Genomic DNA, 26105 nt, shown 5'->3' on the forward strand with positions numbered 1-26105 from the left:
CCCGCATGCCGGGTGGTGTGGCAGGGGAACGGCAAGGCCGTCCCCTATGCCGATCTAGAGTCCCGGTCGGTCAACCCGCGTACAGTTGCCACCTTAATTCGTTTGACCGCGGACGGTGGCAGCTCCATATCTCTAGGGGCGTCACCATGCACAAAGTCACCCCCAATCCCCCTGAAACCCCAAGCGCTTCCCCTTACGCCTTCACCAACTCCAAAAAACTTCACGACGCTGCCGAGTGGGCGCTGGATCATTACGATCAGCCGGAGGCGCCTTAGTACCACGTTGTAGCGAGGCGGCTTGCCCCGTCGACCGGTCGGCGTTGGCTCGCGGCCGGTCGGCGCGGTTGCCGGCGTTGCGCCGCGGTGCTTATTTTACGGCGTAAAACTTGCGGACATACCGGGTGCTTTGCCAGGCGCACGGTGCGCCTTGCGGTACGAACACGGTGTCGCCGGTGTTGACCGTCAGGCTCGTACCATCGGCGGCCCGCAGGGTGACGCTGCCTTCGATCAGGTGCATCAGCTCGTTGAGTTTATGCGGCCGGCCATGGCGCTCGTAGGGTGTCGAATCCCAGACGCCGACGCGCAGGTCGGTGGTGCTGTCTTCGAAGGCATTGCGTGAGCGGCATTGCGGGGTGGGGCCGATCAGTATTTGCGGTTCCGGCGCGGCCGAAGGGGAGAGCAGCGCCAACCGGTCCAGCGCTGTCAGCCCTGGTGTCGGTTCAGCGCTGGGGTTGATCACGGCACAGAATGCCCAGCACGTATTGGCTTGCGCCTCGATTCGCAGCGTGGTCCCACGACCGATCACCGCGCTGGCACCGATCCCCAGTTCCAGTGTCTGGCCATGGGATTTCAACACGACGTGGCCGGCGTGGACCACGATCACTTCGGTGTGTGGGAAATCATCGATTTCGAGCGATTCGTTTGTGTTCACGGTCCCGGCGCAGATGCCATCGGGCCCGGTGTAGGCGACCTGACGATGTTCCTTGAAGGGATCGGCAGCGCTCAAGGACGTTGCGTTGAAAGACCCGGCGACACGGCTGCCGTCGGCGCGAGCCAACAGCAGAACGGTAGGTTGAGGCATGTGGGTGACGCTCCATGCAAATGGGGTGTGGAGGGTGTTGGGTAGCGGCGGCTGCTTTGCGCGCGGATATCAGCCAATGGCTTGGGTGACGAGTGCGAACTGTCGGACGCCGTTGACCGCTTGTGGCGGTGTGCCCCGTGCCATTTGCGCCACGGTATCGACCTGCTTGAGGCCGACCGAGTCCAGCCATTCGCTCAAGCCACTGTCCGCCGGAATGTCGATGCGCACGAAGGCATCCGGTACGTGGGCCAGCAATACGGCGATCAGGTGTTTGGCCTGTTCGATGTTTTCGGCGACCACCGGGCCAAGGCCGCGACCACGGCCATAAGGGCGCAGCAGGGCGAAGGCGCGCACCTGGCCAGCGCGCTCGATGACAGCCGAATGCTCGACCACATCGAACAGCTCGTTGAACACCGTTTGCCGGTCCAGCCCGGTGCCGGCATTGGCCAGTTCCAGCACGCGGGCCTTATCGGCATCACGCAGCGGGCGACAGGTTTCACCGTCGGCCAGCGGCACAGGTGCAACGGCTTGCGCCGGGCCCTGGTGTTGCTGAATCCGCCCGAACTCGACAAAGCCCTGACTCGCGTAAAGCGGTGCACCGGCAAGGGTCGCGTTGAGTACCGGGGTGCGTGACTGGCACGCATCAAGTGCCTGTTCCATCAGCTTGCGGCCGATGCCCTTGCCTTGATAGTCGTCGCTGACGATCACCAGGCCGATGGTGGCGAAGTCGCCTTGGGGGCAGGCGAACGCCGTGCCGATCAGACGCTCGCCATCGAGAGCCACAATGCCGTCGCTGATGCGCAATACCATGGCCCAGTCGTCCAGGCGATGGGGCCACTGCAATTGCACGGACAAGGCATGGGCCGAGGGCAGGTCGGCGGTCGTCATCGGGCGATAGACATAAGCAGAAGAATGCGGGGCGGACATGGCGAGTCTCCTTTGGACTGTGTGCGCGATCAACCGGCTGTGCGGCGCGATGGTGCCTGTATCCCATCTGCGTGAAGGCCTGACAAGAGGGGCTGGAACATTCGGCAGATTCCGCACGCCCGAAGCCACAAGACCACACTTACTACTTATTTGCACGGCAAGGTCGGCAGCAAATGCTTGGGCGTTTTTTCTACGATGGAGGCCTGAGTTCACGACTCGCCGTCCCTTTTCTGGAGTGCTCCATGGATAGCTTCGATCCTCGCCTTATCGCTGTGCGCAGCGCTCATTTCATTGCCGGCCAATACCGCGATGCTCAACCGGGACTTGAGGTGGTGCGGCCGTCGGATGGCCAGGTCTATGCCCAGTTGCCGGTCGCCGATGCCGACCTGGTGGATGAAGCGGTCAACGATGCCTGGCAGGCGTTTAATCGCAGCGATTGGGCCAGCCGCCCACCTCGGGAGCGGGCGCGGGTCATGCGCCGCTGGGCCGATCTGATCGAAGCTGACGCCGCCGTCCTGGCGCCGTTGGAAGCGGTGGGCTCGACCCGTCCCCATAAAGATGTGATTGCCTGGGATATTCCCTACGTTGCCGAGGGCATTCGTTTCTTTGCCGAACTGGCGGACAAGCACGGCGGTCATGTGGCCGCCACCCAGACCGATCGACTGGGCATGCAGATCGCCGAACCCTACGGTGTGATCGCCGCCATCGCGCCGTGGAATTTCCCGCTGAGCATGGCTTCCTGGAAAGTCGCGCCGGCACTGGCCGCAGGCAATGCCGTGGTGCTCAAGCCTTCAGAGCTGACGCCGTTCTCCAGTCTGCGCTTTGCCGAGCTGGCGTTGCAGGCGGGTATGCCGGCGGGGATCTTCAACGTGATCCAGGGCGATGGCCGCGTTACGGGCGATGCCTTGTGCCGTCATCCGCGGGTGGGCAAGGTGACCTTTACCGGTTCCACCGCGACCGGTTCGAGCATCATGTCCACCTGTGCGCTGGTCGGTCCGAAACCGGTCACCCTGGAACTCGGCGGCAAGAGCCCGCAGCTGGTCTTCGCCGATGTGCCGGATATCGCCAAAACCGCCCGTACGGTGGCCATGGCCATCACCGGTAATGCCGGGCAGGTGTGCGTGTCCGGGTCTCGGCTGTTGATCCAGCGCTCGATCATGGAACCGTTTATCGCGCACTTGCAGGCGTATTTCGAGGAACTGCGCCCCGGCCCGACCTGGTCGTCCGAGAGCACGCTGTCGCCGATCATTTCCCGGCTGCAGGCCAGCCGCATCGATGGCATCGTCCAGCGCTCGCGTCAGGCCGGCGCCGAAGTGCTGACCGGTGGCGGGCTGTTCGAAGGTCTCGGTGGCGCCTATTACCAGCCGACCTTGCTGACCGGTCTGGACCACCAGAACCCGGCGATCTGCGAAGAAATCTTCGGCCCGGTGCTGACGGTGCAGGCGTTCGATGATGAAGAACAGGCGCTGAGCCTGGCGGCGCATGCGACTTACGGTCTGGCGGCGGGTGTGCATACAGCCGACATCAACCGCGCGTTACGCCTGGTTCGGCGCCTGGAAGCGGGGACCGTGTGGGTCAATCGTTACGGACGCAGTAACGACTACATCCTGCCGACCGGTGGCTACAAGCGCTCCGGCATCGGCAAGGACCTGGGGCGCGAAGCGTTCGAAGCCAATTTGCGCTTCAAGAGTGTGCTGATCGATATCGTGCAGTAACGCGCGAACCCCTGTGGGAGCGAGCTTGCTCGCGATGAGGCCAGTCCACTCAACATCAATGTCGCCTGTCAGACCGCTATCGCGAGCAGGCTCGCTCCCACAGGTTCTCGATAACCTCCGGATCTTCAACACGCTTTAATCCGCATCCAAACGGGCGCTTCCTCAGGGACGCGCCCGTTTTCGTTCTGTCCGGCGCAGGTTCTGCGGTGAATCCGTTTGCGCGTGAGCCTTGCGGCGTTATAAAGGTCCATAAGGGCGCATGAATACGGGGTTTGCCCAAGGCTGGCGCGACCCGCAAAGTCTGCTGAGGGGGGGCGCTAAAACGGTGGTTTGTATCGAGCAGAGGTCGCTTTTAACGCCATCTGCTGATTTCACGGTGGTGTAATGACAGTGTGCTGCAGCGTTGCATCACGGCTCCCGGAACGGAGCGAATGCTTGTCACGCCATGACCTCAACGAACTTCAGGACCGCACTCAATGAGCTTTCTTCGCCCCAAATTCATTACGTTCGACTGCTACGGTACGCTGACCAATTTCCACATGGGTACGATGACTCGCGAACTGTTCGCCGATCGCGTGGTGCCCGAGCAGATGGAGCAGTTCGTCAAGGACTTCTCGGCCTATCGCCTGGACCAGGTCATGGGTGACTGGATGCCGTATGACGAAATCCTCAAGACCGCGCTGGCGCGGACCTGCAAACGTTGGTGCATTGAATACCGTGACGAAGGTCAGCTGTATTACGACGCCGTACCGACCTGGGGCCCGCACCCGGACGTACCGGCCGGCCTGTCGAAAATCGCCGACAAAATCCCGCTGGTGATTTTCTCCAACGCCAGCAACAGTCAGATCATGTCCAACGTCGATAAGCTTGGCGCACCGTTTCACAAGGTTTTTACCGCAGAGCAGGCACAAGCCTACAAACCGCGCCTGGCCGCGTTCGAGTACATGCTCGACAACCTCAATTGCGGCCCGGAAGACATCTTGCATGTGTCGTCGAGCTTCCGTTACGACCTGATGCCGGCCCACGACATGAAGATCAAGAACAAGGCCTTCGTCGCCCGTGGTCACGAAGTCCCGGCCAACGCTTTCTACGAGTACCGGCAGATCACCGACATCGGTGGGCTGGCGGCGCTGGTTGGTCTCTGAGTCGTAACGGCACTCTTCGCGGCAGCACAAGGGGATAGACATGGGCAGTGAATCCTACTGGCTCGACACTGCACCGGCGTTCACCGGTGCTCAGCCTGGCGCATTGCCCGGGCAGGTCGACGTGGCCATTGTCGGGGGTGGTTTCACCGGCCTGGCGGCGGCTCGGGCGCTGGCCTTGAAGGGCGCCAGTGTGGTGGTGCTGGAAGCCGGCGGGGTGATCGGCGAAGCCTCGGGTCGCAACGGCGGTCAGTGCAATACCGGCGTGGCCCAGGATTACGCCGGCCTGAGCGCCAGCCTCGGTGCCGACAAGGCGCGGGCCTATTACAAGGCTTACGAGAGCGCCGTGCACAGCGTGGTTTCGCTGGTGGAGCAGGAGCAGATTGCCTGCGACCTCAAGCGTAACGGCAAGCTCAAGCTGGCCGCCAAGCCGATGCACTACGAGGGCCTGGCGCGGACCTGCGAATTGATTCGCCGGGAGGTCGATGCCGAGGTCGAGTTGCTGACCGCCGAACAGATCCGCGCTGAAGTCGACTCGGCCCAGTTCCACGGAGGATTGCTGCAGCGCAACGGAGTGCAGATGCATGTCGGGCGCTTCGGCGTCGGTCTGGCCGAGGCGGCGGCACGGCACGGTGCGTTGATCTATCAAGACACGCCGGTGACGGACTGGAAAGCCCAGGCTGGCGGCTATCAGGTCAACACCGCCAAGGGTTCGCTGCACGCCGGGCAAGTGCTGCTGGCGACCGGCGCCTGTCAGCACGGCGGGTTGGGCTGGTACCGGCGGCGGATCGTGCCGGTGGGCAGTTTCGTGATCGCCACCGAGGTCCTTCCCCAAAGCCTGATCGACCAGTTGTTGCCCGGTCGGCGAGCTTATGTCACCAGCCGCATGATTGGTAACTACTTTCGCCTGACCCCGGACAACCGCCTGTTGTTTGGCGGCCGTGCGCGGTTTGCCATGTCCGACAGCGTCTCCGACGCCAAGAGCGGCAAAGTGCTGCGGGCGGCGATGGTGCAGATGTTCCCGCAGTTGGCCAACGTGAAGATCGATTACTGCTGGGGCGGGCTGGTGGACATGACCTCCGACCGGTTGCCCCGTGCCGGCCAGCACGGTGGGGTTTATCACTCCATGGGCTACAGCGGCCACGGGGTGCAGATGTCGGTGCACATGGGCCAAGTGATGGCCGAGGTGATGGCCGGCAAGGTCGAGGCCAACCCCTGGCGCGAACTCGACTGGCCGGCGATTCCCGGGCATTTCGGCAAACCGTGGTTCCTGCCGTTGGTGGGCGCTTATTACCGGTTCCAGGACTATTTGCATTGAGTTGAAGTTGTGGCTTTACCGTCGTTTGTGTTTCAAGACGCTCCGGACAACCGCGAGCATGAGCCTTCTCTTTATTGACAGGTACAGCTTAAATGAATGATGACAAGATCGACTCCAACCTGATCTCCGGCCAGGAAAGCCTGCGGGTATTCGAAGGCCTCAATCGCGGCATGTCGCGCCGTAACGCGTTGCAATTGCTTGGTGTCGCCGGGGTGGCTGCAGCGGGCGCCGGCAGCCTGTTCGGCGCCGCCGGCAAACTGTTTGCCGACGAAGCTGCGAGCCCTGGCAAAGGCAAACCGGGCGGGCGGATTCGCGTCGCCGGCATGTCCAGCTCCACCGCCGACACCCTGGACCCGGCCAAAGGTGCGCTGTCCACCGACTACGTGCGCCACTATATGTTCTACAACGGCCTGACCCGTTTCGACAGCCATCTGGTGCCGCAACTGGAACTGGCCGAGCGCATCGACAACACCGATGCCACGCTGTGGACCATTACCTTGCGCAAGGACGTGACCTTCCACAACGGCAAAACCCTGAGCGCCGCCGACGTGGTGTTCTCGCTGTCGCGGCACAAGGATCCGCTGACCGGCTCCAAGGTCATGCCGCTGATGGAGCAGTTCGCCGAAATCAAGGCCACCGGCCCCAATGAAGTGCAGATCCGCCTGAGTGCGCCGAACGCCGAACTGCCGTCGATCCTCGCGGTGTCGCACCTGCTGATCGTTCCCGAAGGCACCACCGACTTCAATCAGGGCATCGGTACCGGGCCGTTCAAGGTCAAGGAATTCAAACCGGGCGTGCGTTCGATTGCTGCGCGCAATACCGGCTACTGGAAACCGGGCCTGCCTTACCTGGACGAGATCGAGTTCATCGCCATTGCCGACGAGCCATCGCGGGTCAACGCGCTGTTGTCAGGCGACGTGCACATGATCAACGAGGTCAACCCGCGCTCCACCACGCGAATCAAGGCCAGCGCCGGTCACCGCGTCGTCGATGCGCCGTCGGGCAACTACACGGACTTGATCATCCGTCAGGATCAGATGCCCGGCAAAAGCGCCGAATTCACCCAGGCCATGAAGCACCTGATGGACCGCGAGCAAATCAAATCCGCGGTGTTCCGTGGCTTTGCGGTGGTCGGTAACGACCATCCGATTGCCCCCGGCTCGCGCTACTACAACGCTGACCTGCCGCAGACCGTCTACGACCCGGAAAAAGCCAGGTTCCTGCTGAAGAAAGCCGGCATGGACAGCCTCAGCATGCCGCTGGTGGCGTCACCTGCCGCGACCGGTTCGGTGGACATCGCCGTGCTGCTGCAGCAGTCGGCGAAACAGGCCGGGCTCAAGCTCGACGTCAACCGCCTGCCCAGCGATGGCTACTGGTCCAATCACTGGATGAAGCATCCGCTGAGCTTCGGCAACATCAACCCGCGGCCGAACGCCGACGTGATGTTTTCGCAGTTCTTCCAGTCGAGTGCGCCGTGGAACGAATCCGGCTGGAAGAACGACCAGTTCGACCAGTTGCTGATGCTCGCCCGGGCTGAAACCGACGACGCCAAGCGCAGCAAGATGTATGCGGACATGCAGACCCTGGCGCATGACCACTGCGGTATCGGCATCCCGGTGTTCATCAGCAACATCGATGCTGTCGACCAGCGCGTCAAAGGCTACGGCAGCAACCCGTTGGGCGGCTTCATGGGCTACATGTTCGCCGAGCAGGTCTGGCTGGATGCTTGATGCGCCGATGAGGTTTGTGCCGTAGCAACATTGCAGGAGAACAGGGCGATGAATAGCAACACACTGTGGTTGATCGGCCGGCGTATGGGCGCCGCGATCGTGACCTTGTTGATCGTCTCCATGGTGGTTTTCGCCATCACGGCGGTACTGCCGGGGGACGCGGCACAACAGGCCCTCGGGCAGTTCGCCACGCCGGAACAGGTGGCGGCACTGCGGCTGAAACTGGGGCTGGATCAGCCCGGTGTGTTGCGTTACCTGCACTGGTTGACGAGCCTGCTCAGCGGCGACATGGGCCTGTCGGTCTCCAACGCCATGCCGGTCAGCGACCTGATGGCCGGTCGAGTGCCCAACACCTTGATGCTGGCGGCCGCTACGGCGCTGGTGTCAGTGCCGGTGGCGCTGATTCTGGGGATCGGTTCGGCCATGGGCCGGGGCGGGCGCATCGACAGCTTCCTCAGCTTTGTCACCCTGGCGATGGTCGCCGTACCGGAGTTTCTGGTGGCGACCCTGGCGGTGCTGATTTTCGCGGTGAACCTGGGCTGGTTGTCGGCGCTGTCCTATGCCAGCGACATCACTTCACCGCTGCAATTTCTGCGCACCTACGCCTTGCCGGTGATGACGCTCTGCTGTGTGATCGTCGCGCAAATGGCGCGCATGACCCGGGCGGCGGTGATCGATCAGCTCGACAGTCCTTATGTGGAAATGGCCCGGCTCAAAGGCGTGAGCCCGGTGCGGATCGTCCTGCGCCATGCCTTGCCCAATGCCATCGGGCCGATTGCCAATGCCATCGCCTTGAGTCTGTCCTACCTGCTGGGCGGGGTGGTGATCGTCGAGACGATCTTCAACTACCCCGGCATCGCCAGCCTGATGGTCGATGCGGTGACCAACCGTGACATGGCGCTGGTCCAGGCCTGCACCATGCTGTTTTGTACGGCGTACCTGGGGTTGGTGCTGATTGCCGACCTGTGCGCGATTCTTTCCAATCCAAGGCTGAGAAACCAATGAACAAGCTCATTGTGAAATCGATGCCTGTGACCCCCGACCTGTCGGTTGGCAAGGTGTCAAACGGGCCGTCCTGGCTGGGTCTGGTCGGGGCTGCGATGTGTTTTATCTGGTTGCTGGTGGCGGTCTTCGGCCCGTGGCTGGCACCGCACCCGGTCGGTGAAGTGGTCTCCGACAATGTCTTCGACAGCCTGAGTGCCGCGTACCCCTTTGGCACCGATTACCTGGGCCGCGACATGCTCAGCCGAATCCTCGTCGGTGCCCGTTTCACGGTCGGCCTGGCGTTGGTTGCCGCCGTGCTGGCCAGCGGTCTGGGCACCAGTTGCGCACTGTTGTCGGTGGTTTCGCCGAAATGGCTGGATGAAATCATCAGCCGCTTGATGGACGCGTTCATCTCGATTCCGAGCAAGATGCTGGCGTTGATCATGGTTTCGGCTTTCGGCTCGTCAGTCACCTTGCTGATCTGCACGGCGGTGCTGAGTTACACCCCGGGCGCCTTCCGCGTTGCCCGCAGCATGGCAGTGAACATCGAAGCGCTGGAGTATGTGCAAGTGGCGCGTACCCGTGGCGAACGCCGTTTGTACGTCGCTTGCATGGAAATCCTGCCGAACATGCTCAACCCGGTGTTGACCGATCTGGGCCTGCGTTTCGGTTACATCGTGCTGTTGCTCAGTGGCATGAGCTTCCTGGGACTGGGTGTGCAACCGCCGGATGCAGACCTGGGATCCCTGGTGCGGGAAAACATCGGTGGTCTGAATCAGGGCGCGCCGGCCATCGTGATTCCGGCCCTGGCCATCGGCACCCTGACCATTGGGGTGAATCTGTTCATCGACAGACTTTCGTCCCGGCGTGGTCGACGTTCGGGAGGCCATTGATATGAGTGAATTGATTCGAGTCGAGGACCTGCGCGTGGTTGCCTGCGGCGAGCGCGGCGAAGTAGAAATCGTCAAGGGTGTGAGCTTCTCTCTGGAAAAAGGCGAAGTGCTGGCGCTGATTGGTGAGTCGGGCTCCGGCAAGACCACCATCGCCCTGGCACTGCTCGGTTACGCCCGACGCGGTTGCCGGTTGGCCGGCGGGGTGGTGCAAGTCGGCGAGCACGACATGCTGGCGTTGAGCGAACGCGAACTGCAAGGCCTGCGCGGGAATCGTGTGTCGTATATCGCGCAAAGCGCTGCGGCGGCGTTCAACCCGGCGAAAAAGCTCATCGACCAAGTGGTGGAAGGCGCGTTGATTCATGGCCTGGGCAGCCGGACCGTGCTCGAAGCCAAAGCCATCGAACTGTTCCGCGACCTGGCCCTGCCGGACCCCGAACACATCGGTCAGCGCTACCCGCACCAAGTGTCTGGCGGACAACTGCAACGAGTGATGGCGGCGATGGCGCTGATCAGCGATCCGCTGCTGGTGGTGCTCGACGAGCCGACCACCGCGCTGGACGTGACCACTCAGATTGACGTGTTGCGCGCCTTCAAACGGGTGGTGCGCGAACGTGGGGCGACGGCGGTTTACGTATCCCACGACCTGGCGGTGGTGGCGCAGATGGCCGACCAGATTGTGGTGCTCAACGGCGGCCAGATCTTCGAACAGAGCGCCACCGCGCCGTTGCTCAAAGGCCCGGCCCATGAGTACACCCGCAGCCTGTTGGCGGCAGCACGGCCGGATACGACAATCCGCCCACCCTGTAGTGTGGCCGAAGATCAGCCGCTGCTGACCATCAAAGGTTTGACCGCTGGCTACGGCAACAAGAATACCCAAGGCATGCCGTCGATTCGCGTGCTGGAAGACATCGACCTGACGGTGCGCAGAGGGCAGGCCATCGGCGTGATCGGTGAGTCGGGTTCCGGCAAGTCGACCCTGGCGCGGGTGGTAGCCGGGTTGCTGACGCCGGCATTGGGTGGCCTGACCTTTGATGGTCAGCCATTGGGCGGCAGTCTCTCCGAGCGCACCGATGAACAGTTCCGGCGCATTCAGATGGTGTTCCAGAATGCCGACACTGCGCTCAACCCGATGCACAGCATCAGCACCATTCTGAGTCGACCGCTGAAGATGTATTTCGGCCTCAAGGGCGCCGCCTTGCGCGAGCGTATCGGCGAATTGCTGGACCTGGTGCGCTTGCCTCGGAACCTGGCCGAGCGTCGGCCGAATGAACTCTCTGGCGGGCAAAAGCAACGGGTCAACCTGGCCCGGGCGCTGGCGGCCAAGCCGGACCTGATTCTGTGCGACGAGGTGACCTCGGCGCTGGATACGGTGGTCGGCGCGGCGATTCTTGAACTGCTGCGCGACCTGCGTCAGGAGCTGGGGGTGTCCTATCTGTTCATCAGCCACGACATCTCCACCGTGCGGGCGCTGTGTGACGACATCGTGGTGATGTACAGCGGCTACAAGGTTCAGGAGGGCAGTCGGCAGTCGTTTGCCCAGGCGCCTTTCCATCCTTACACCGACCTGTTGATTCATTCGGTACCGGAATTGCGTCAGGGCTGGCTGGAGAACTGCGGCACCACCTGCGGCACGTTGCCGCCGATCGGTGCGAAGGCCAACGTGCCGGAGTTGTGCACGTTCCTCAATCGTTGCCCGGTGCGGGTCGACGGTCTGTGCAATCGCACTGCGCCGAACCGCCGGACGCTTGTCGGCGGCAGTGAAATCCTCTGCCACCACGACAGTGCCGAGTTGCTGAAAACCCAGCAGGATTTGAACAGCATGATTCAGGGGGTCTATGCATGAAGGGGCGTTTTGTGAGGCTGGCCGAGCAGGGCCGGCCGACTGTCAAATTGAAGGTGGACGGCGCACCCATCGAGGCGTTGCAGGGCGACACGCTGATGGTCGCGTTGCTGACCCAGGGCTCGGCGTTGCGCCAGTCGGAGTTCGATTCGGGCCGCCGCGTCGGTTTTTGCCTGATGGGCGCCTGTCAGGATTGCTGGGTCTGGACCCGCACTGGCGAACGTCTGCGCGCCTGTTCCAACGAAGTCCGTGAAGGGCTGGATATCGTCACTACACAACCGGAGGCGATATGGCCACTGCACGGCTGAGCACTCATCGGGTCGTTATCGTTGGCGCCGGGCCGGCCGGTATTCGCTGCGCCGAAACCTTGCTGGCAGCGGGTTGCAAGCCGATCCTGATCGATGAAAATCGCCGGGATGGCGGGCAGATCTACCGCCGCCAACCGGAGGGCTTTACCCGCGATTATGCCACGCTGTACGGCACCGAGGCCGCCAAGGCCAAAGACTTGCATCAAAGCTTCGACCGCCTGCGCGGGTTGATCGACTACCGCCCGGACACGCTGGTGTGGAACCTCACACCGGGGCAACTGTGTTGCGTCAGCCAGGGCAAACACTCGACCGTGGAGTACGACGCACTGATCCTCTGTACCGGCGCCACCGACCGCTTGATGCCGATCGAAGGCTGGCAGTTGGCGGGCACCTACAGCCTCGGCGGGGCGCAGATCGCGCTCAAATCCCAGGCGGTGTCCATTGGTCATCGCGTGGTGTTCATGGGCAGCGGGCCGTTGCTGTACCTGGTCGCCAGTCAATACCTCAAGGCCGGTGCCAACGTGGCGGCGGTGCTCGACACGTCGCCGCTGAGCAAGCGCATCGGCGCCTTGCCGAAACTGCTGGCGCGCCCCGGAGTGCTGTTCAGCGGGATGAAACTGTTGGCGCAGCTGTACCGGGCGAAGATCCCGGTGCACTTGGGAATCAAGCCACTGCAAGTGCTGGGCGACGCGGCCAGTGGGGTCAGCGGTGTGCGGGTGCTGATGGCGCGTGGCGAGACGTTGAATGTGGAGTGTGACGCGGTTGCGCTGGGTTATCACTTGCGCCCGGAAACCCAACTGGCGGATCTGGCCGGTTGCCGTTTGCGCTTCGATGAGGCGTCCAGCCAATGGTGGCTGGCCACCGACGAAGAAGGCCGGACGTCGGTGAATGGCGTGTATGCCGCAGGCGATGGCTCGAAAATTCGTGGGGCGGATGCCGCCGAACACGCCGGGCGCCTGGTGGCCATGGCGCTATTGGAGGATCTGCACCAGCCGGTGGACGCCGGATTGCGCGACGAACAACGCCACGCGCTAGCGGTGATGGACCGGTTTCGTCTCGGTTTGGCCGAGGCATTTCCCTGGCCGGCGGCGCAAGCCAAAGCCTTGCCGGACGCCGCCATTGTCTGCCGCTGCGAGATGATCAGCGCCGGCGAGTTGCGGGCCGTGGTCCGGGAGAAAGGTGCTTGTGAGGTCAACCGGGCCAAGGCGTTCAGCCGGGTCGGCATGGGTCGGTGCCAGGGCCGTTATTGCTCTCAGGCCGGGGCCGAGGTGATTGCCGCTGCGGCGGGCGTCAACGTGCAACAGGTCGGCCGCCAGCGTGGTCAGGCGCCGGTCAAACCGCTTTCAATGCTCACCGAGGAGGTGTCGCCATGACGGTACAGAAAGCCGATGTGGTGATTGTCGGGGGCGGTCTGATGGGTTCGGCGGCGGCGTTTTTCCTGCGCCAGCGCGGGCAGTCGGTGATCTTGCTGGAGCGCGACCAGATCGGTCAGTACGCCAGCGGGGTGAACTTCGGCAACGTCCGGCGCCAGGGGCGATTCCTCGGTCAGCTGGAGTTGGCCAACCGTTCCTGGGCGTTGTGGAAACGCCTGCCGGAGCTGATCGACGACGACCTCGAATTCATCGCCAGCGGGCACATGCGGGTGTGTTATCGCGAAGACGAAATCGCTGAACTTGAGGCCTACGCTGCCGCCCCCGAGGCTGCGCAACTGGACTTGCAAATCTTTCGCGGCGCTGAGCTGCACCGGCGTTTTCCGTTTCTTGGGGCGGATGTGAAGGGCGGTTCCTACGCGCCCCACGACGGGCACGCCAACCCGCGTCTGGCAGCGCCGGCGTTTGCCCGGGCGGCACGGCGCCTTGGCGCACGGATCGAAGAGCAGACCGAAGTCGCCGACGTGCAAAAGGTTGGCGGCGAGTTCACCGTCACCACCACCGATGGACGCCAGTTCAGCGCCGAACAGTTGCTGATTACCGCCGGTGCCTGGGGCCAGAAGCTTTCGGCGCAGTTCGGCGAACCGGTGCCACTGGACACTCACGGCCCGCAAATGGCCGTGACCGAGCCGGTGCCCTACGCCTTGCCGACGGTGATCGGCGTGTACACCAAGATTCCCGAGGAAGTGATTTATTTCCGGCAGATTCCGCGCGGCAACATCGTCATCGGCGGTGGCTATCGCAGCAAGCCGGACATGCTCACCCGTCGGGCTCAGGTCGAGCCGCGCAGCATCCTCAACCAGATCCAGCAGATGCGTCGCCTGCTGCCGGGTGTCGGCAACCTGAACATCATCCGCGTCTGGAGCGGCATCGAAGGTTACCTGCCCGATTCCCTGCCGGTGATGGGCCCCAGCGGTACGGTAGACGGGCTGTTCTACGCGTTCGGCTTCTGCGGTCACGGCTTTCAGCTTGGCCCGGGCGTCGGCGACGTCATGGCCGAACTGATCAGCACCGGCGGCACCCGCACGTCGATTGAGCCGTTCTCCATCCGCCGGTTCGCCACTTTATCCGAGCAACGGAGCAAGGCGTCATGAAACCCCGTGTACTGGAAATTCTCAAACGCCTGATGGCCTTCGATACCGTGTCTTCGGAGTCGAATATGGCCTTGATCGAGTACGTGCGCGACCTGCTGCTGAGCAAGGGCATCAAGTCGCTGATCGTCAAGGACTCCACCTGCAAAAAGGCCAACCTGTTCGCCAGCACTGGCCCAGAAGCGTTACCGGGGATTCTGCTGTCCGGGCACACCGACGTGGTCCCGGCAGCGGGTCAGGCCTGGACCTTCCCGGCGTTTCAGGCGACGGTGCAGGAGGGGCGGATTTACGGTCGCGGCAGCTGCGACATGAAGGGGTTTATCGCGTTGGCCATCGACGCCATGCTCGATGCCGCCGACCATTCGTTGAGCCGACCGCTGCAACTGGCCCTGTCCCATGACGAAGAGATCGGTTGCGTCGGTGTGCGGCGTTTGCTCGACGTGTTGCACCTTGCGCCGGTGCGGCCATTCCTGTGCCTGATTGGCGAACCGACCAACATGCAATTTGTGCTTGGGCACAAGGGCAAGGGCTCTTACCGCACTTACTGTCGTGGCCTGGAAGCGCATTCCTCGCTGGCACCGCGTTCCGTCAATGCGATTCACGTGGCCTGCGATTTCATCGCGGCACTGCGTCAAAGCCAACAGCAATTGCAAGAGCAGGGCGCGCAGGATACGGACTACGACGTGCCTTACAGCACGGTGCATGTCGGGCAGATTGTCGGCGGCAAGGCGCTGAACATCGTGCCGAACCTGTGCACCCTGGATTTCGAAGTGCGCAATTTGCCGGCAGATAATCTGGATCAGTTCCTGGCGCAGATGCAAGAGCGTGCGGAAGTGATCGTGCGCGAGGCCAAAAAGCTGTCCAGCGTGGCGGACATCGAGATTGAAACCCTCAACGTCTATCCGGGGCTCGATACCCATCCGAGCGTCGAGGCGGTGCGCTTTCTGAAGAACTTCGCCGCACCGGATACCGGTACCGCCAAAGTCTCGTTCGGCACCGAAGGCGGGTTATTCAAGCAGCGCCTGGATGTGCCGGTGGTGGTCTGCGGACCGGGCTCGATCGAACAGGCGCACAAGCCGGACGAGTTTATCGAGATCAGCCAGATGGAGGCCGGGGAGCGGTTTCTTGAAGGCCTAACCGGTTCTTTGAAATTGTAAAAGGATCAAATGTGGGAGCGAGCCTGCTCGCGATGGCGGCTTATCTCTCAACATCAATATTGCCTGACCCACTGCTATCGCGAGCAGGCTCGCTCCCACAGGGTTTTGTGTTTGTCTGAAAGGCCATGAATCACCTCGGTAGAGCCTGCCGTCCCACCGCGATTTTCAGCATCCGACGCTGCCCTCAAGGCGCTTTCAGCATCCTCTTCCGAGGCACCTCCCTAGACTGGCAAGTGTCTCGGATCAGGACTCGACCATGCTCAAGAATCGTTTGAAAGACCCCAGCCTTTTGGCAGAACTCGCCTACATCGACGGGCAGTGGATCGGCGCCGACAACGCCGCGACGCTGGACGTCATCGACCCGGCCAACGGCCAGTTGCTCGCCCGTGTACCGGCGATGCAAGGACCGGAAACCCGTCGCGCCATCGACGCCGCTGAAAAAGCCTGGCCGGCCTGGCGCGCCCGCCCGGCAGCCGAGCGGGCGGCGCTGCTGGAGCGCTGGTATCAGGCGATGATCGACAACCTCGACGACCTGGCGCTGATCATGACCTGCGAGCAGGGCAAACCACTCAACGAAGCCAAAGGCGAAATTCGCTACGGCGCCGGTTTCGTCAAATGGTTCGCCGAAGAAGCTCGACGGGTTTACGGCGAAACCATGCCGGCCCCCAGCGGCGACCGCCGACTGCTGACCCTCAAGCAACCGGTGGGCGTCTGCGCGGCGATCACCCCGTGGAACTTCCCCAACGCGATGATCACTCGCAAGTGCGCGCCAGCCTTGGCGGCAGGCTGCCCGATCATCGTCAAACCCTCGGACCTGACGCCGTTGTCGGCGCTGGCCCTGGCGGTGCTGGCCGAACGGGTCGGGATTCCGGCCGGGGTGTTCAACGTGCTGACCGGAATGCCTGCCGGCATCGGCGAAGAGCTGACCAGCAACCCGACCGTACGCAAGATTTCCTTTACCGGCTCGACGGCGGTGGGTCGGCTGCTGATGCGCCAGAGTGCTGAACACATCAAGCGTCTTAGTCTGGAGCTGGGCGGCAATGCGCCGTTCATTGTGTTCGACGATGCTGATCTTGAGCAGGCAGTGGCGGGCATCATGCTCAGCAAGTTTCGCAACGCCGGTCAGACCTGCGTCTGCGCCAACCGCATCCTGGTGCAGGACGGCATCTACGAACGCTTCGCCCAGTGTCTGGTGGCGGAGGTGGGCAAGCTCAAGGTCGGCAACGGCCTCGACGCTGACGTCACCATCGGCCCGCTGATCAATTCGGCGGCGGTGAGCAAAGTCGCCCGGCATATCGACGATGCCCTGAGCCAGGGCGCGCGTTTGCTCTGCGGCGGTGTTCCCGAGGGCGACAGTCAATTTGTCCAGCCAACGGTGCTCGGCGATACCCACGCTGGCATGCTGCTGGCCAACGAAGAAACCTTCGGCCCGGTGGCGCCGTTGATGCGCTTTACCGAGGAGGCCGAAGCACTCGCGCTGGCCAATGCCACGCCTTATGGCCTGGGCGCCTACTATTTCACTCAGGACCTGCGCCGTTCGTGGCGTTTCGGCGAAGCGCTGGAGTTCGGCATGGTTGGCCTCAACACCGGGATCATTTCCATGGAAGTCGCCCCGTTCGGCGGTATCAAGCAGTCGGGTCTTGGCCGTGAAGGCAGCAAGTACGGCCTGGATGAATACCTTGAAGTCAAAGCCTTCCACATTGGCGGGCTGTAATTCACAGACACGGGGAGCCACGATTGATGAGCAAGACATTCAGAATCGCCGCGATTGCCGGCGATGGCATCGGCAAGGAAGTCCTGCCCGAAGGGCTGCGAGTCCTGGAGCAGGCCGCGAAGAAATGGCAGCTGGATTTGAGCATCGAGGTGCTCGATTGGGCGCACTGTGATTACTACCTGGAGCACGGGCAGATGATGCCCGACAACTGGTTCGAACAGCTCAAGGGCTTTGACGCGATCTATTTCGGCGCCGTGGGCTGGCCGGACAAGGTGCCGGATCACATTTCCCTGTGGGGTTCGCTGCTGAAGTTTCGTCGCGACTTCGACCAGTACGTGAACATCCGCCCGGTGCGGTTGTTCCCCGGCGTGCCGTGTCCGTTGGCCGGGCGTAAGCCGGGGGACATCGATTTCGTGGTGATTCGCGAGAACACCGAGGGCGAATATTCCTCGGTCGGCGGCAAGATGTTCGAAGGCACCGAGCACGAGTTCGTATTGCAAGAGTCAGTGTTCACCCGGCGCGGCGTCGACCGGATTCTCAAGTTCGCCTTCGAGCTGGCCCAGACCCGGCCGCGCAAACGCCTGACGGCAGCGACCAAGTCCAACGGGATTTCCATCAGCATGCCGTACTGGGACGAGCGCACGGCATTGATGGCCGCGCAGTACCCGGACATCAGCTGGGACAAACAGCACATCGACATCCTGTGTGCGCGTTTCGTGCTGCAACCGGACCGCTTTGATGTGGTGGTGGCGTCGAACCTGTTCGGCGACATTCTCTCCGACCTCGGTCCGGCCTGCGCCGGAACCATCGGCATTGCGCCGTCGGCGAATCTCGACCCGGAGCGGCGTTTTCCGTCGCTGTTCGAACCGGTGCATGGCTCGGCCCCGGATATCTACGGGCAAAATATCGCCAACCCGATTGCGATGATCTGGTCCGGGGCGTTGATGCTGGATTTCCTCGGTAACGGTGATGAGCGTTATCGCGCGGCGCATGACGGGATTTTGCAGGCGATCGAGCGGGTGATTGCCGAGGGGCCGATCACGCCGGATCTGGGCGGGAAGGGCTCGACTCAGGATGTCGGCAGGGCAATCGTCGCTGCGCTTTGAACTGAGGTAACAATAGGGCGGCTGCGAGCAGTTGCCCTATTGGTCCGATGAAGCGTGTTTTATGTGCGCGAAGGGAGATCGGGTGCTGCGCCAAATCCGATGATTGCTTTGGTTTCCAGGTACTCTTCAAAGCCGTAGACACCGTATTCCCGACCATTACCCGAGCGCTTATAACCGCCAAACGGAGCCATTGGATTCCAGGCGGGGTAGTTCAGATGCACTTGTCCCGCGCGAATACGAGAGGCAACGGCACGTGCAAGATCAAGGTCCTGAGCCTGAACATGGGCGCCCAGCCCATATACCGTGTCGTTTGCGATAGCGACTGCCTCATCGACCGTCTCATACGCAATGATGCACAACACGGGACCGAAAATTTCCTCTTGGGCGATCCGCATAGTGGAATCTACCTCGGAGAAAATAGTGGGGCGGGTGTAAAAGCCCTTTTCAAAGCCCGGCACACGTCCTGGTCCTCCGCAAATGAGTTTGGCGCCCTCACTAAGGCCAGCGTTGATCATGGCTTGCACGCGATTGAACTGGGCCTCGTTGGCAATGGGGCCCAGTACCGTATCTTCCGATTGCGGGTCACCCACGATAATCGCATTGGCAGTTGCGGCAGCCAGGGATTCGACCTCGGCCAGCCGGTCCTTTGGAACGATCATTCGTGTCGGGGCGCTGCAGGATTGTCCGACGTTGCGAAACGCAGACATCACTCCCAGCGGGACGGCTTTGGCGAAGTCGGCGTCGGGAAGCAGAAGATTCGGGGACTTGCCTCCCAGCTCTTGCGTGACGCGCTTCACCGTATGCGCGGCTGCCTGTGCGACCAGCGCGCCTGCGCGGTTTGAGCCGGTAATTGAGATCATATCGATATCGGGATGCGCCGCCATGGCGGCGCCGACCTCAGGACCACTTCCGTTCACCAGGTTGAAGACGCCAGGCGGGAGGCCTGCGTCATGGACCAGTTGTGCAAAAAGAAGGGCGCTTAGAGGCGACAGTTCGCTGGGTTTCAAAACCACCGTGCACCCGGCAGCAATAGCCGGGGCAACTTTCGCGGTGATTTGATACAGCGGCCAGTTCCACGGCGTGATGAGCGCGCAGACACCTATTGCTTCGCGTTCAATCGCGGTGCAGCCTTCAACTGTTTGGAAGCGATAGCTGGAGAGGAGATCGCGTGCGACCCGAACGTGTTCGGCCGCGAGAGGCACTTGCATTGCCCGAGCGAAACTGATCGCTGCCCCCATTTCGAGAGAGAGTGCCTGCGCGAGCACCTCTTTTCGCTCAAGGATGAGATCGTAGATCTTTCCAAGGACAAGCGCGCGCGACTCTGCCGAGGACGCAGACCAGCTCGCAAACGCTGCACGCGCCGCAGCGACTGCCCGATCGACATCCTCGGCAGACCCGCGCGCGACCTGCGCAACAACGGCTTCACTTGCCGGATTGACCACCGGCAAACTGGCCGGGATGGCGGGGGAAGACCAACGGCCGTTGATATAAAACTTGTGAGACGTTTGCGGATCAACGCTGTAGCTATTCGAAGATTGTGTTGTCATCCAACGAGCTCCTTGGAGCGGTAATAGACACCGCGAACAGAAGGGCCGGGGAGGGAGCGAGTCACCAGAGCATCGCCGTGGCGACCCATACATCCCTATGCCCTGTTACCGCAATACGCTAACAAAATGACCCCGGCAAAAGATGCCGTTATTCAAGTCGGCGAGGGACAATCTGCTGTATCTGCCAGGCTAACGTTGCGTCCATGCAACTGAGCCGTTTACGTGGGTAGTGCGTCCGATAAACCCCTCGCTGGCGGTTGTGATCGCTAGCCGATAGCTTGAGTCACCAGCGCAAACTGCTGGATTCCACCGCTTGACTGCGGGGGAAGTCCACGAACCATTCGCGGCGCTCTGTCGACGCACTGCAACCCCAAGCTCTCCAGCCAGCGTGCTAACCCGCAATCGGCCAGAATGTCGAAGCGAACAAAGGTACCCGGTATCAAACGCAGAAGGTGGGTAATCAACTGTTGGGCCTGTTCCTGGTTGTGTGCGACAACCGGACCAATGATATGGCCACGGCCAAAACGACGGAGCAGGGCAGTGCCTTGCAGCTGTCCATCCGCCTCAATGCCGACCGCGTGTTCGGCCATCGCAAGCAAATCGTTGAGTACCGCTGTACGGTCCAGGCCGCTACCCGCATTGGCCAATTCAATCAGCCTCGGGTAATCGGCCGGGCCTAATGCGCGACATTGCGAGCCCTTGATCAAAGGGATCAGCGCAGGTGTCTGTGGCACGCCTTGATGCTGCTGGATACGCGCGAAGTCGACGAATCCCAGGCTTGCATAGAGCGGTGCGCCCGACTCGGTGGCATTGAGGATCGGTGTGCGGGGTTCAGCGGCGTCCAGGCACAGGTTCATCAGCCGACGTCCGATCCCCTTTCCCTGGTGCTCATCACTCACGATCACCAGGCCGATGGAGGAGTAAGCACCTTGATGGCAGGCAAATGCTACGCCGACCAGCTGACCGTTATGTTCCGTGACAAAGCCTTCGGACGTGCGCTGTACCATGGCCCAGTCCTCTTCTCGGTGAGGCCATTTCAGGTGCGCGGAGAGAGCGTGTGCCGCGGGCATATCCGCCGCGGTAACCGTGCGGTACAGATAGGCAAAGTCCGGCGTTGCAGGCATGGAGCCTCCTTGAAGAGGGCAATCTTGAGTGGGGCGATCAGGGCGTTGCGGTGCGCGGCTCATATAAGTTTGCCTGTGCTGAGGAGGCTTGTAGATAACGGCATCGCCATGGCAGAGGGGTTAGTAAACCGACGGATATCGAATGGACTGATCAAGGTACTGGTACGGCCGGTGCTGATCAGTTCAGCCATCACATCGCCGACGCCCGGGCCGAGCTGGAAGCCATGACCGCAAAAGCCGAAGGCATAAAACAATCCATCGACGGTGCCGCTGGGGCCGATGACCGGCAGGGAGTCCGGCGTATAGCTCTCGATGCCGCTCCAGACGCGGATGATGTTCAGCTTCTCGGCCCCCGGCAGCAGGCGACGCATTTGCCGCATCTGGTTGAGCAGGCTTTCGGGTTTGAAGTAAGCGCGCCGGTTGACCATGTCCGGTTTGCAGCGGTTGCCGCCGCCGATGATGATGTTGCCGCGAGGGATCTGCCGGAAGTAGATCACCTCTTCCTTGATTTTGGTAAACACGCCGATCACCGTTGGCAAGGCGTAGGGCACCGGCTCGGTCACCGACATCTGCGGACCATTGGGTTCCAGCGGCACGGGTTCGCCGAATTGTTCGGACAGCTTGGCGGCCCAGGCGCCGGCGGTGATCAGCAGTTGCTGGGCGACGAACAGTTGGCCATCGGTGGTCGTGACGTGGAATTGGTCATTGACCTTCTGCACCTCGGCGACTTCGGTGCGCTCTTCGATCCGCGCACCGAGGCGCCGGGCCGCCCGGGCAAACGCCGGCGCTGCCAGACGCGGGTTGGCGTGCCCGTCGTGGGGCGCGTAGGAACCGCCCTTCACATCCGCCCCAAGAAACGGAAAACGCCGGTGCAGCTCAGCGCCGCGAAAGATTTGCAAGTCCAGTTGCGCAGCCTCGGGGGCGGCAGCGTAGGCCTCAAGTTCGGCGATTTCGTCTTCGCGATAACACACCCGCATGTGGCCGCTGGCGATGAATTCGAGGTCGTCGTCGATCAGCTCCGGCAAGCGTTTCCACAACGCCCAGGAACGATTCGCCAGCTCAAGCTGCCCAAGGAATCGCCCCTGGCGCCGGACGTTGCCGAAGTTCACGCCGCTGGCGTACTGACCGATCTGGTCACGCTCCAGCAGGGTGACTGAGAGTCCACGTTGGCGCAGGAAAAACGCCGACGTCGAGCCCATGATGCCGCCGCCGACAATCAGGACATCGCTTTTTTGCGGTTTCATGAGAGCTCCTCGATGATCATCATCGGTGAGGGTGTGTTGACGGTCGGCCGACCCTGCTCGGCCAGTCGTGCAAAGCGCCTCGTCATCGGTAGGTTTCCGTTTGTTCGCCGCGGGCCAGTGCTTCGATTTCGATCAAGTAACCATGATGCAATACCGGAACGGGCACCACGGCGCGGGCTGGCCGATGTTCTCCCAGATATTGGGCATAAATCCGATCAAAGGCGGGCCAGTGTTCTATTCCTACGACATAGACAGTGACCTTCAGCAGGTCACTCGTGCTCCGGCCTGCTTCGCTGAGGATCGCCACCAGGTTATCGAGCACGATGGATGCTTGAATCTCGAACGGTTGGTCGGCACTGTGGTCGCCATTCGCGCGTACCGGCAGTTGTCCGGACACATATAAAACGCCCTCGTGCAATACCGCCTGGGAGTAGTGTCCGCCCGGAGTTGCTGCGTGGGTCGTGTGGATCAAGTCGATCGAACCTGCTTGATCACCAGCCATGTAGACGACTCCAGGTATTCACAACGCCCTCGGCGTCACAGGCGTGATAATCCGGGAACTGCGCGCCCGTGGCACACGCATGGTTGGGGAGAATGCGCAGACGGCTACCGATAGGGAAGCGCGCTACGAGGTTGGCGCTCTCGGCCGTTCCAAGGGTGATGATGCCATGCTCCTGGTTGGCGCCCGTGAGCAGCGCGCCCTCAATCCAGTCACCGGTCTCGGTACACACCTGTCCGTAGCCGAAGTCCTGTCGCTGGCGCTGCGTGCCGCGATCACGACTCATGGCCATCCAGCCGGCATCGGTGATGATCCAGCCTTTATCTTGCTGGTGACCGATGACGGTGGTCAGCACGCTCAGCGCCAACTCGCCTGCCTGGCAGACGCCGATGTTGTGCATGACCAGGTCGAAGAACACATAGACACCTGCGCGTACTTCAGTGACGCCTTCCAGACTCAGTGCCGACAGTGCCGTGGGAGTGGAGCCGATGCTGACCTCTGGGCACGCCAGTCCGGCTTCGCGGATTTTTTCGGCGGCCTCGACGCAGAGGGCGCGTTCTTGTTCGGCGAGGATTTGCAGTGCTTCAAGGCTGTCGAGTTCGTAGCTGGATCCGGCGTGGGTCATTACGCCTCGCAGTTGCATGCCCCCCTCAGAAAGGACACGTGCGACCTCTATGAGTGCATGATCTTCAACGGTCAGACCTGAGCGGTGGCCATCGCAATCTATCTCGATCCAGACCTCGAATCGTTCGTCGTGTTTCTGTCCGAAGGAGACGATGGCTTGCGCCCCGGCAACACTGTCGGTGAGCACGCTCAGCTGGCAGCCCTTGCGCCTGAGTGTCAGTGCCTGGGCCAATTTGGCAGGCGCCATGGCAACGGCATAGAAAATGTCGCTGATGCCTTCAGCAAAACAATGCTCGGCTTCTTTCAAGGTGGAAACCGTGACACCGCTTGCGCCAGCGGCTATCTGTGCCTTGATCACGGGGAGGCATTTGCTGGTTTTGATGTGCGGGCGCAAACGCACACCCAGGGTGTCCATGCGCTGCTGCATGCGCTGGATATTGCGCTGCATTCGCGGGACATCGACTATCGCTGCGGGCGTATCGAGGGAGGCAATAGAGGCGGACATGACAGAACTCGGGTGGCTGGGTACGAGGTCCACTCTACTCAGCCGTCATGAAGGTGTGGTTCAATGGATAGTCATCAATCATTAAGTAAAATTGAATGATCTCCGTCGAAGACTTACGTCTGGCCGTCACGCTGGCGCGCTCCGAGTCTTTAAGCGCTGCTGCCAGAGTCCTGAATGTCTCACCGCCGGCGCTGTCCATGCGTTTGCGCAAGCTGGAGACGCTGCTGGGTCTGACCCTGGCCAATCGCGATGCCCGGCGCCTGAGTCTCACTGCCGATGGCGAGCGTTTCTCCCGTGAAAGCGCGCTTTTGCTGGAACAGTTGGAGGCGCTTCCAGAGTCCTTCAGACAGCATGATGAGCGGCTGGTTGGCACACTCAGGCTGGCGGCGCCGTTCGGCTATGGGCGCCAGCGCATTGCGCCGCTGCTGGCCCGTTTTGCCAGATTGCATCCACAGCTGTGCCTACACCTGGATTTACGCGAAACGCCGTGGCCTGATCGTCACGACAGCGATGCGGTGATTCACATTGGTCACCTCAACGACAGTCTGTGGATCGCCAAACCCCTCACGCAAAACAACCGATGGCTGTGCGCCAGTCCGGCGTATCTGGAGCAGCACGGCGTGCCGTCGTCGCCCGAGCAACTGGCCGAGCATCGTTGCATTTGCATTCGCGAGAATGATGAAGACGTCACGTTGTGGCATATGCGTAAGGGGCAGGGGCGCAAAACGCTGCGCATCGAGCCGGCGCTGTTGAGCAACGATGGAGGCGTGGCCCGGCGGTGGGCCGAGCAAGGCTTGGGGCTGGTGCTACGTTCGCAATGGGATGTCAGTGAAGCAATTGCCAACGGCAGCCTGACGCGGGTGTTGGCGGATTGGCAATTCGACAGCGCGCCGATCAACCTGTTGGTCCCCTCACGCAAACTTCGCAGCGCGCGCGTACAGGCGTTGGTGGCCTTTCTGGAAGATGCATTGAAAGCGTGATCAGCGTCGAACGGGTGATTGCCGACAGACTTTGAACCACACCACCTGGCTAATGTGGGAGCGAGCCTGCTCGCGATGAGGGACTGACATTCAACATTGATGTTGACTGACAAATCGCCATCGCGAGCAGGCTCGCTCCCACATGTGATTGGCGGTGAATTCAGTAACCTTGTTTGCGATCCACTTCACCCACCATCAACTCCCCTCGCTGATGCCGCCGAATATTCTCCAGCAACACCCCGAACGCACTTTCCGGTTGAGTCATCGCTGCGATGTGCGGGGTCAGCAGAATCTGCGGATGATCCCAAAACGGATGATCCAGCGGCGCCGGTTCTTCCTGTAGCACATCGAGTACGGCGCCGCTCAGCTGCCCGCTGTCCAGCGCCTCCAGCAGATCACTTTCCACCAGATGCCCGCCACGGCCCATGTTGATCAGCGCTGCACCACGGGGCAGTTGCTGGAACAGCGTGCGGTCGAGGATGCCTTGGGTCTGTTCGGTCAGCGGTAGTACGCACAACAGGATGTCGCACTGGCTCAGGAACGCCGGCAGTTGCTCGTTGCCGGCATAGCAATCGACGCCCTGAATGTGATGGGCGCTGCGCGCCCAGCCCGACAACGCAAAACCCAGGGGCTGCAAGGTCGCCAGAATCTGCCGGGCCTGGGTACCGAGGCCCATGACGCCCACCCGGCGCTTGGCTGCCGGTTGCAGCAAGTGCGCCTGCCAGCACCGGGCCATTTGTTGCTGGCGATAGCGCAGCATGTCCCGGTGCAGGCTGAGCACCGCAAAACTGGCGTATTCGCACATGCCGCGAGTGATGCCAGGGTCCAGCAGGCGCACCACCGGCAAGCTCGTCGGCAAGCGGCTCAGGTCCAGTTGATCGACCCCGGCGGACAACGCAAACAACACGCGCAGATTGGGCAGCAGCACCTCGAGATCGTCCGGTGCCTGCCAGGCGGCCAGGTACTGAATGTCCTTGGGGTCGCCGATGTCCGGCCAGGCGCGCCATTCGATATCCGGGGCATGCTCGGCGAACAGCGCTTTCCACTGTTCGCCGCGTACCGGGTCAGCTTTATAAAGCAGGGCCATGGGCATTTCCTGAAGGGTGAAGAGGCTGTCCATCATCGCGCAACGCCAGCGCAGGATCTG

Annotated in this window: 23 protein-coding genes; 15 read left to right on the forward strand and 8 right to left on the reverse strand. The window is 61.9% G+C overall.

From position 1 onward, the window contains the following. Positions 1-146 precede the first annotated feature (146 nt). The gene (locus FPT12_RS28130) at positions 147-275 is read left to right on the forward strand and encodes a hypothetical protein (protein ID WP_256676854.1); all 129 of its coding nucleotides are present in this window, start codon (positions 147-149) and stop codon (positions 273-275) included. A 91-nt stretch (positions 276-366) separates the two neighbouring features. Here the strand turns inward: FPT12_RS28130 and FPT12_RS24805 are convergent, their stop codons facing one another. Then, on the reverse strand, positions 367-1080 hold the full coding sequence (locus FPT12_RS24805; RefSeq protein ID WP_145021310.1) for a cupin domain-containing protein: 714 nt from the start codon (positions 1078-1080) through the stop codon (positions 367-369). Positions 1081-1149: 69 nt separating this feature from the next. Further along, complete coding sequence (locus FPT12_RS24810; RefSeq protein ID WP_145021313.1) at positions 1150-2007, reverse strand: GNAT family N-acetyltransferase; 858 nt, start codon at positions 2005-2007, stop codon at positions 1150-1152. Positions 2008-2249: 242 nt separating this feature from the next. On the opposite strand from FPT12_RS24810, the gene FPT12_RS24815 reads away from it, so the two are divergent. The 13 genes from FPT12_RS24815 to FPT12_RS24880 all read left to right on the forward strand — a co-directional run bounded on the left by FPT12_RS24815 (position 2250) and on the right by FPT12_RS24880 (position 18435). Further along, a complete protein-coding gene (locus FPT12_RS24815) occupies positions 2250-3722 on the forward strand; it encodes an aldehyde dehydrogenase (protein WP_145021316.1) in 1473 nt (490 codons plus the stop codon). 476 nt (positions 3723-4198) lie between these two features. Beyond that, positions 4199-4867 carry a haloacid dehalogenase type II gene (locus FPT12_RS24825; RefSeq protein WP_145021320.1) on the forward strand — a complete coding sequence of 223 codons (669 nt, stop codon included), beginning with the start codon at positions 4199-4201 and terminating at the stop codon, positions 4865-4867. Positions 4868-4907: 40 nt separating this feature from the next. Further along, positions 4908-6182: an FAD-binding oxidoreductase gene (locus tag FPT12_RS24830; RefSeq protein WP_145021323.1), complete on the forward strand. Its 1275-nt coding sequence runs from the start codon at positions 4908-4910 to the stop codon at positions 6180-6182. Between the two features lie 92 nt (positions 6183-6274). Further along, entirely contained in the window at positions 6275-7912 is a 1638-nt protein-coding gene (locus tag FPT12_RS24835) for an ABC transporter substrate-binding protein (protein WP_145021326.1), read from the forward strand. Positions 7913-7960: 48 nt separating this feature from the next. Continuing rightward, positions 7961-8917, forward strand: a complete 957-nt coding sequence (locus tag FPT12_RS24840) for an ABC transporter permease (RefSeq protein ID WP_145021329.1) — start codon at positions 7961-7963, stop codon at positions 8915-8917. Then, complete coding sequence (locus FPT12_RS24845; protein WP_145021332.1) at positions 8914-9789, forward strand: ABC transporter permease; 876 nt, start codon at positions 8914-8916, stop codon at positions 9787-9789. Before FPT12_RS24840 ends, FPT12_RS24845 begins: the two co-directional genes overlap by 4 nt. 1 nt (position 9790) lies before the next feature. After that, positions 9791-11632: an ABC transporter ATP-binding protein gene (locus tag FPT12_RS24850; RefSeq protein WP_145021335.1), complete on the forward strand. Its 1842-nt coding sequence runs from the start codon at positions 9791-9793 to the stop codon at positions 11630-11632. Continuing rightward, on the forward strand, positions 11629-11937 hold the full coding sequence (locus tag FPT12_RS24855; protein WP_145021338.1) for a (2Fe-2S)-binding protein: 309 nt from the start codon (positions 11629-11631) through the stop codon (positions 11935-11937). Before FPT12_RS24850 ends, FPT12_RS24855 begins: the two co-directional genes overlap by 4 nt. Then, positions 11919-13310, forward strand: a complete 1392-nt coding sequence (locus FPT12_RS24860; RefSeq protein ID WP_145021341.1) for an NAD(P)/FAD-dependent oxidoreductase — start codon at positions 11919-11921, stop codon at positions 13308-13310. The genes FPT12_RS24855 and FPT12_RS24860 overlap by 19 nt, the downstream gene beginning before the upstream one ends. Further along, positions 13307-14461: an FAD-binding oxidoreductase gene (locus FPT12_RS24865; protein ID WP_145021344.1), complete on the forward strand. Its 1155-nt coding sequence runs from the start codon at positions 13307-13309 to the stop codon at positions 14459-14461. Before FPT12_RS24860 ends, FPT12_RS24865 begins: the two co-directional genes overlap by 4 nt. Continuing rightward, positions 14458-15615 carry an acetylornithine deacetylase gene (argE, locus tag FPT12_RS24870; protein WP_145021347.1) on the forward strand — a complete coding sequence of 386 codons (1158 nt, stop codon included), beginning with the start codon at positions 14458-14460 and terminating at the stop codon, positions 15613-15615. The genes FPT12_RS24865 and argE overlap by 4 nt, the downstream gene beginning before the upstream one ends. A 256-nt stretch (positions 15616-15871) precedes the next feature. After that, positions 15872-17329, forward strand: a complete 1458-nt coding sequence (locus FPT12_RS24875; protein WP_145021350.1) for an NAD-dependent succinate-semialdehyde dehydrogenase — start codon at positions 15872-15874, stop codon at positions 17327-17329. A 26-nt stretch (positions 17330-17355) separates the two neighbouring features. Continuing rightward, positions 17356-18435 carry a tartrate dehydrogenase gene (locus FPT12_RS24880; RefSeq protein ID WP_145021353.1) on the forward strand — a complete coding sequence of 360 codons (1080 nt, stop codon included), beginning with the start codon at positions 17356-17358 and terminating at the stop codon, positions 18433-18435. 59 nt (positions 18436-18494) lie between these two features. On the opposite strand, the gene FPT12_RS24885 is transcribed toward FPT12_RS24880, so the two are convergent. From FPT12_RS24885 to FPT12_RS24905, 5 genes are all read right to left on the reverse strand, one after another. Beyond that, positions 18495-19982, reverse strand: coding sequence for an aldehyde dehydrogenase family protein (locus tag FPT12_RS24885; RefSeq protein ID WP_145021356.1), 1488 nt, complete (start codon positions 19980-19982; stop codon positions 18495-18497). A gap of 266 nt (positions 19983-20248) precedes the next feature. Beyond that, positions 20249-21106: a GNAT family N-acetyltransferase gene (locus tag FPT12_RS24890; protein ID WP_145021359.1), complete on the reverse strand. Its 858-nt coding sequence runs from the start codon at positions 21104-21106 to the stop codon at positions 20249-20251. Positions 21107-21165: 59 nt separating this feature from the next. After that, positions 21166-22350, reverse strand: coding sequence for an FAD-binding oxidoreductase (locus tag FPT12_RS24895; RefSeq protein ID WP_145021362.1), 1185 nt, complete (start codon positions 22348-22350; stop codon positions 21166-21168). 82 nt (positions 22351-22432) lie between these two features. Next, the gene (locus FPT12_RS24900; RefSeq protein ID WP_145021365.1) at positions 22433-22852 is read right to left on the reverse strand and encodes a RidA family protein; all 420 of its coding nucleotides are present in this window, start codon (positions 22850-22852) and stop codon (positions 22433-22435) included. Next, complete coding sequence (locus tag FPT12_RS24905; protein ID WP_145021368.1) at positions 22842-23978, reverse strand: DSD1 family PLP-dependent enzyme; 1137 nt, start codon at positions 23976-23978, stop codon at positions 22842-22844. Before FPT12_RS24905 ends, FPT12_RS24900 begins: the two co-directional genes overlap by 11 nt. 95 nt (positions 23979-24073) lie before the next feature. Here FPT12_RS24905 and FPT12_RS24910 point away from each other — a divergent pair, with 95 nt between their 5' ends. Further along, positions 24074-24958 (forward strand): LysR family transcriptional regulator, encoded by an 885-nt coding sequence (locus FPT12_RS24910; RefSeq protein WP_123583692.1) that lies wholly within the window; start codon positions 24074-24076, stop codon positions 24956-24958. Between the two features lie 160 nt (positions 24959-25118). On the opposite strand, the gene FPT12_RS24915 is transcribed toward FPT12_RS24910, so the two are convergent. Continuing rightward, the gene (locus FPT12_RS24915; RefSeq protein WP_145021371.1) at positions 25119-26045 is read right to left on the reverse strand and encodes a glyoxylate/hydroxypyruvate reductase A; all 927 of its coding nucleotides are present in this window, start codon (positions 26043-26045) and stop codon (positions 25119-25121) included. Positions 26046-26105 lie beyond the last annotated feature (60 nt).

The sequence above is a fragment of the Pseudomonas sp. H3(2019) genome, assembly GCF_007713465.1.
Classification (GTDB): domain Bacteria; phylum Pseudomonadota; class Gammaproteobacteria; order Pseudomonadales; family Pseudomonadaceae; genus Aquipseudomonas.

Bases quoted from the DNA above. Each gene is read 5' to 3' on its own strand.
- FPT12_RS28130 (WP_256676854.1), top strand. From the start codon at position 147: ATGCACAAAGTCACCCCCAATCCCCCTGAAACCCCAAGCGCTTCCCCT.
- FPT12_RS24805 (WP_145021310.1), bottom strand. From the start codon at position 1,080: ATGCCTCAACCTACCGTTCTGCTGTTGGCTCGCGCCGACGGCAGCCGT.
- FPT12_RS24810 (WP_145021313.1), bottom strand. From the start codon at position 2,007: ATGTCCGCCCCGCATTCTTCTGCTTATGTCTATCGCCCGATGACGACC.
- FPT12_RS24815 (WP_145021316.1), top strand. From the start codon at position 2,250: ATGGATAGCTTCGATCCTCGCCTTATCGCTGTGCGCAGCGCTCATTTC.
- FPT12_RS24825 (WP_145021320.1), top strand. From the start codon at position 4,199: ATGAGCTTTCTTCGCCCCAAATTCATTACGTTCGACTGCTACGGTACG.
- FPT12_RS24830 (WP_145021323.1), top strand. From the start codon at position 4,908: ATGGGCAGTGAATCCTACTGGCTCGACACTGCACCGGCGTTCACCGGT.
- FPT12_RS24835 (WP_145021326.1), top strand. From the start codon at position 6,275: ATGAATGATGACAAGATCGACTCCAACCTGATCTCCGGCCAGGAAAGC.
- FPT12_RS24840 (WP_145021329.1), top strand. From the start codon at position 7,961: ATGAATAGCAACACACTGTGGTTGATCGGCCGGCGTATGGGCGCCGCG.
- FPT12_RS24845 (WP_145021332.1), top strand. From the start codon at position 8,914: ATGAACAAGCTCATTGTGAAATCGATGCCTGTGACCCCCGACCTGTCG.
- FPT12_RS24850 (WP_145021335.1), top strand. From the start codon at position 9,791: ATGAGTGAATTGATTCGAGTCGAGGACCTGCGCGTGGTTGCCTGCGGC.
- FPT12_RS24855 (WP_145021338.1), top strand. From the start codon at position 11,629: ATGAAGGGGCGTTTTGTGAGGCTGGCCGAGCAGGGCCGGCCGACTGTC.
- FPT12_RS24860 (WP_145021341.1), top strand. From the start codon at position 11,919: ATGGCCACTGCACGGCTGAGCACTCATCGGGTCGTTATCGTTGGCGCC.
- FPT12_RS24865 (WP_145021344.1), top strand. From the start codon at position 13,307: ATGACGGTACAGAAAGCCGATGTGGTGATTGTCGGGGGCGGTCTGATG.
- argE (WP_145021347.1), top strand. From the start codon at position 14,458: ATGAAACCCCGTGTACTGGAAATTCTCAAACGCCTGATGGCCTTCGAT.
- FPT12_RS24875 (WP_145021350.1), top strand. From the start codon at position 15,872: ATGCTCAAGAATCGTTTGAAAGACCCCAGCCTTTTGGCAGAACTCGCC.
- FPT12_RS24880 (WP_145021353.1), top strand. From the start codon at position 17,356: ATGAGCAAGACATTCAGAATCGCCGCGATTGCCGGCGATGGCATCGGC.
- FPT12_RS24885 (WP_145021356.1), bottom strand. From the start codon at position 19,982: ATGACAACACAATCTTCGAATAGCTACAGCGTTGATCCGCAAACGTCT.
- FPT12_RS24890 (WP_145021359.1), bottom strand. From the start codon at position 21,106: ATGCCTGCAACGCCGGACTTTGCCTATCTGTACCGCACGGTTACCGCG.
- FPT12_RS24895 (WP_145021362.1), bottom strand. From the start codon at position 22,350: ATGAAACCGCAAAAAAGCGATGTCCTGATTGTCGGCGGCGGCATCATG.
- FPT12_RS24900 (WP_145021365.1), bottom strand. From the start codon at position 22,852: ATGGCTGGTGATCAAGCAGGTTCGATCGACTTGATCCACACGACCCAC.
- FPT12_RS24905 (WP_145021368.1), bottom strand. From the start codon at position 23,978: ATGTCCGCCTCTATTGCCTCCCTCGATACGCCCGCAGCGATAGTCGAT.
- FPT12_RS24910 (WP_123583692.1), top strand. From the start codon at position 24,074: ATGATCTCCGTCGAAGACTTACGTCTGGCCGTCACGCTGGCGCGCTCC.
- FPT12_RS24915 (WP_145021371.1), bottom strand. From the start codon at position 26,045: ATGGCCCTGCTTTATAAAGCTGACCCGGTACGCGGCGAACAGTGGAAA.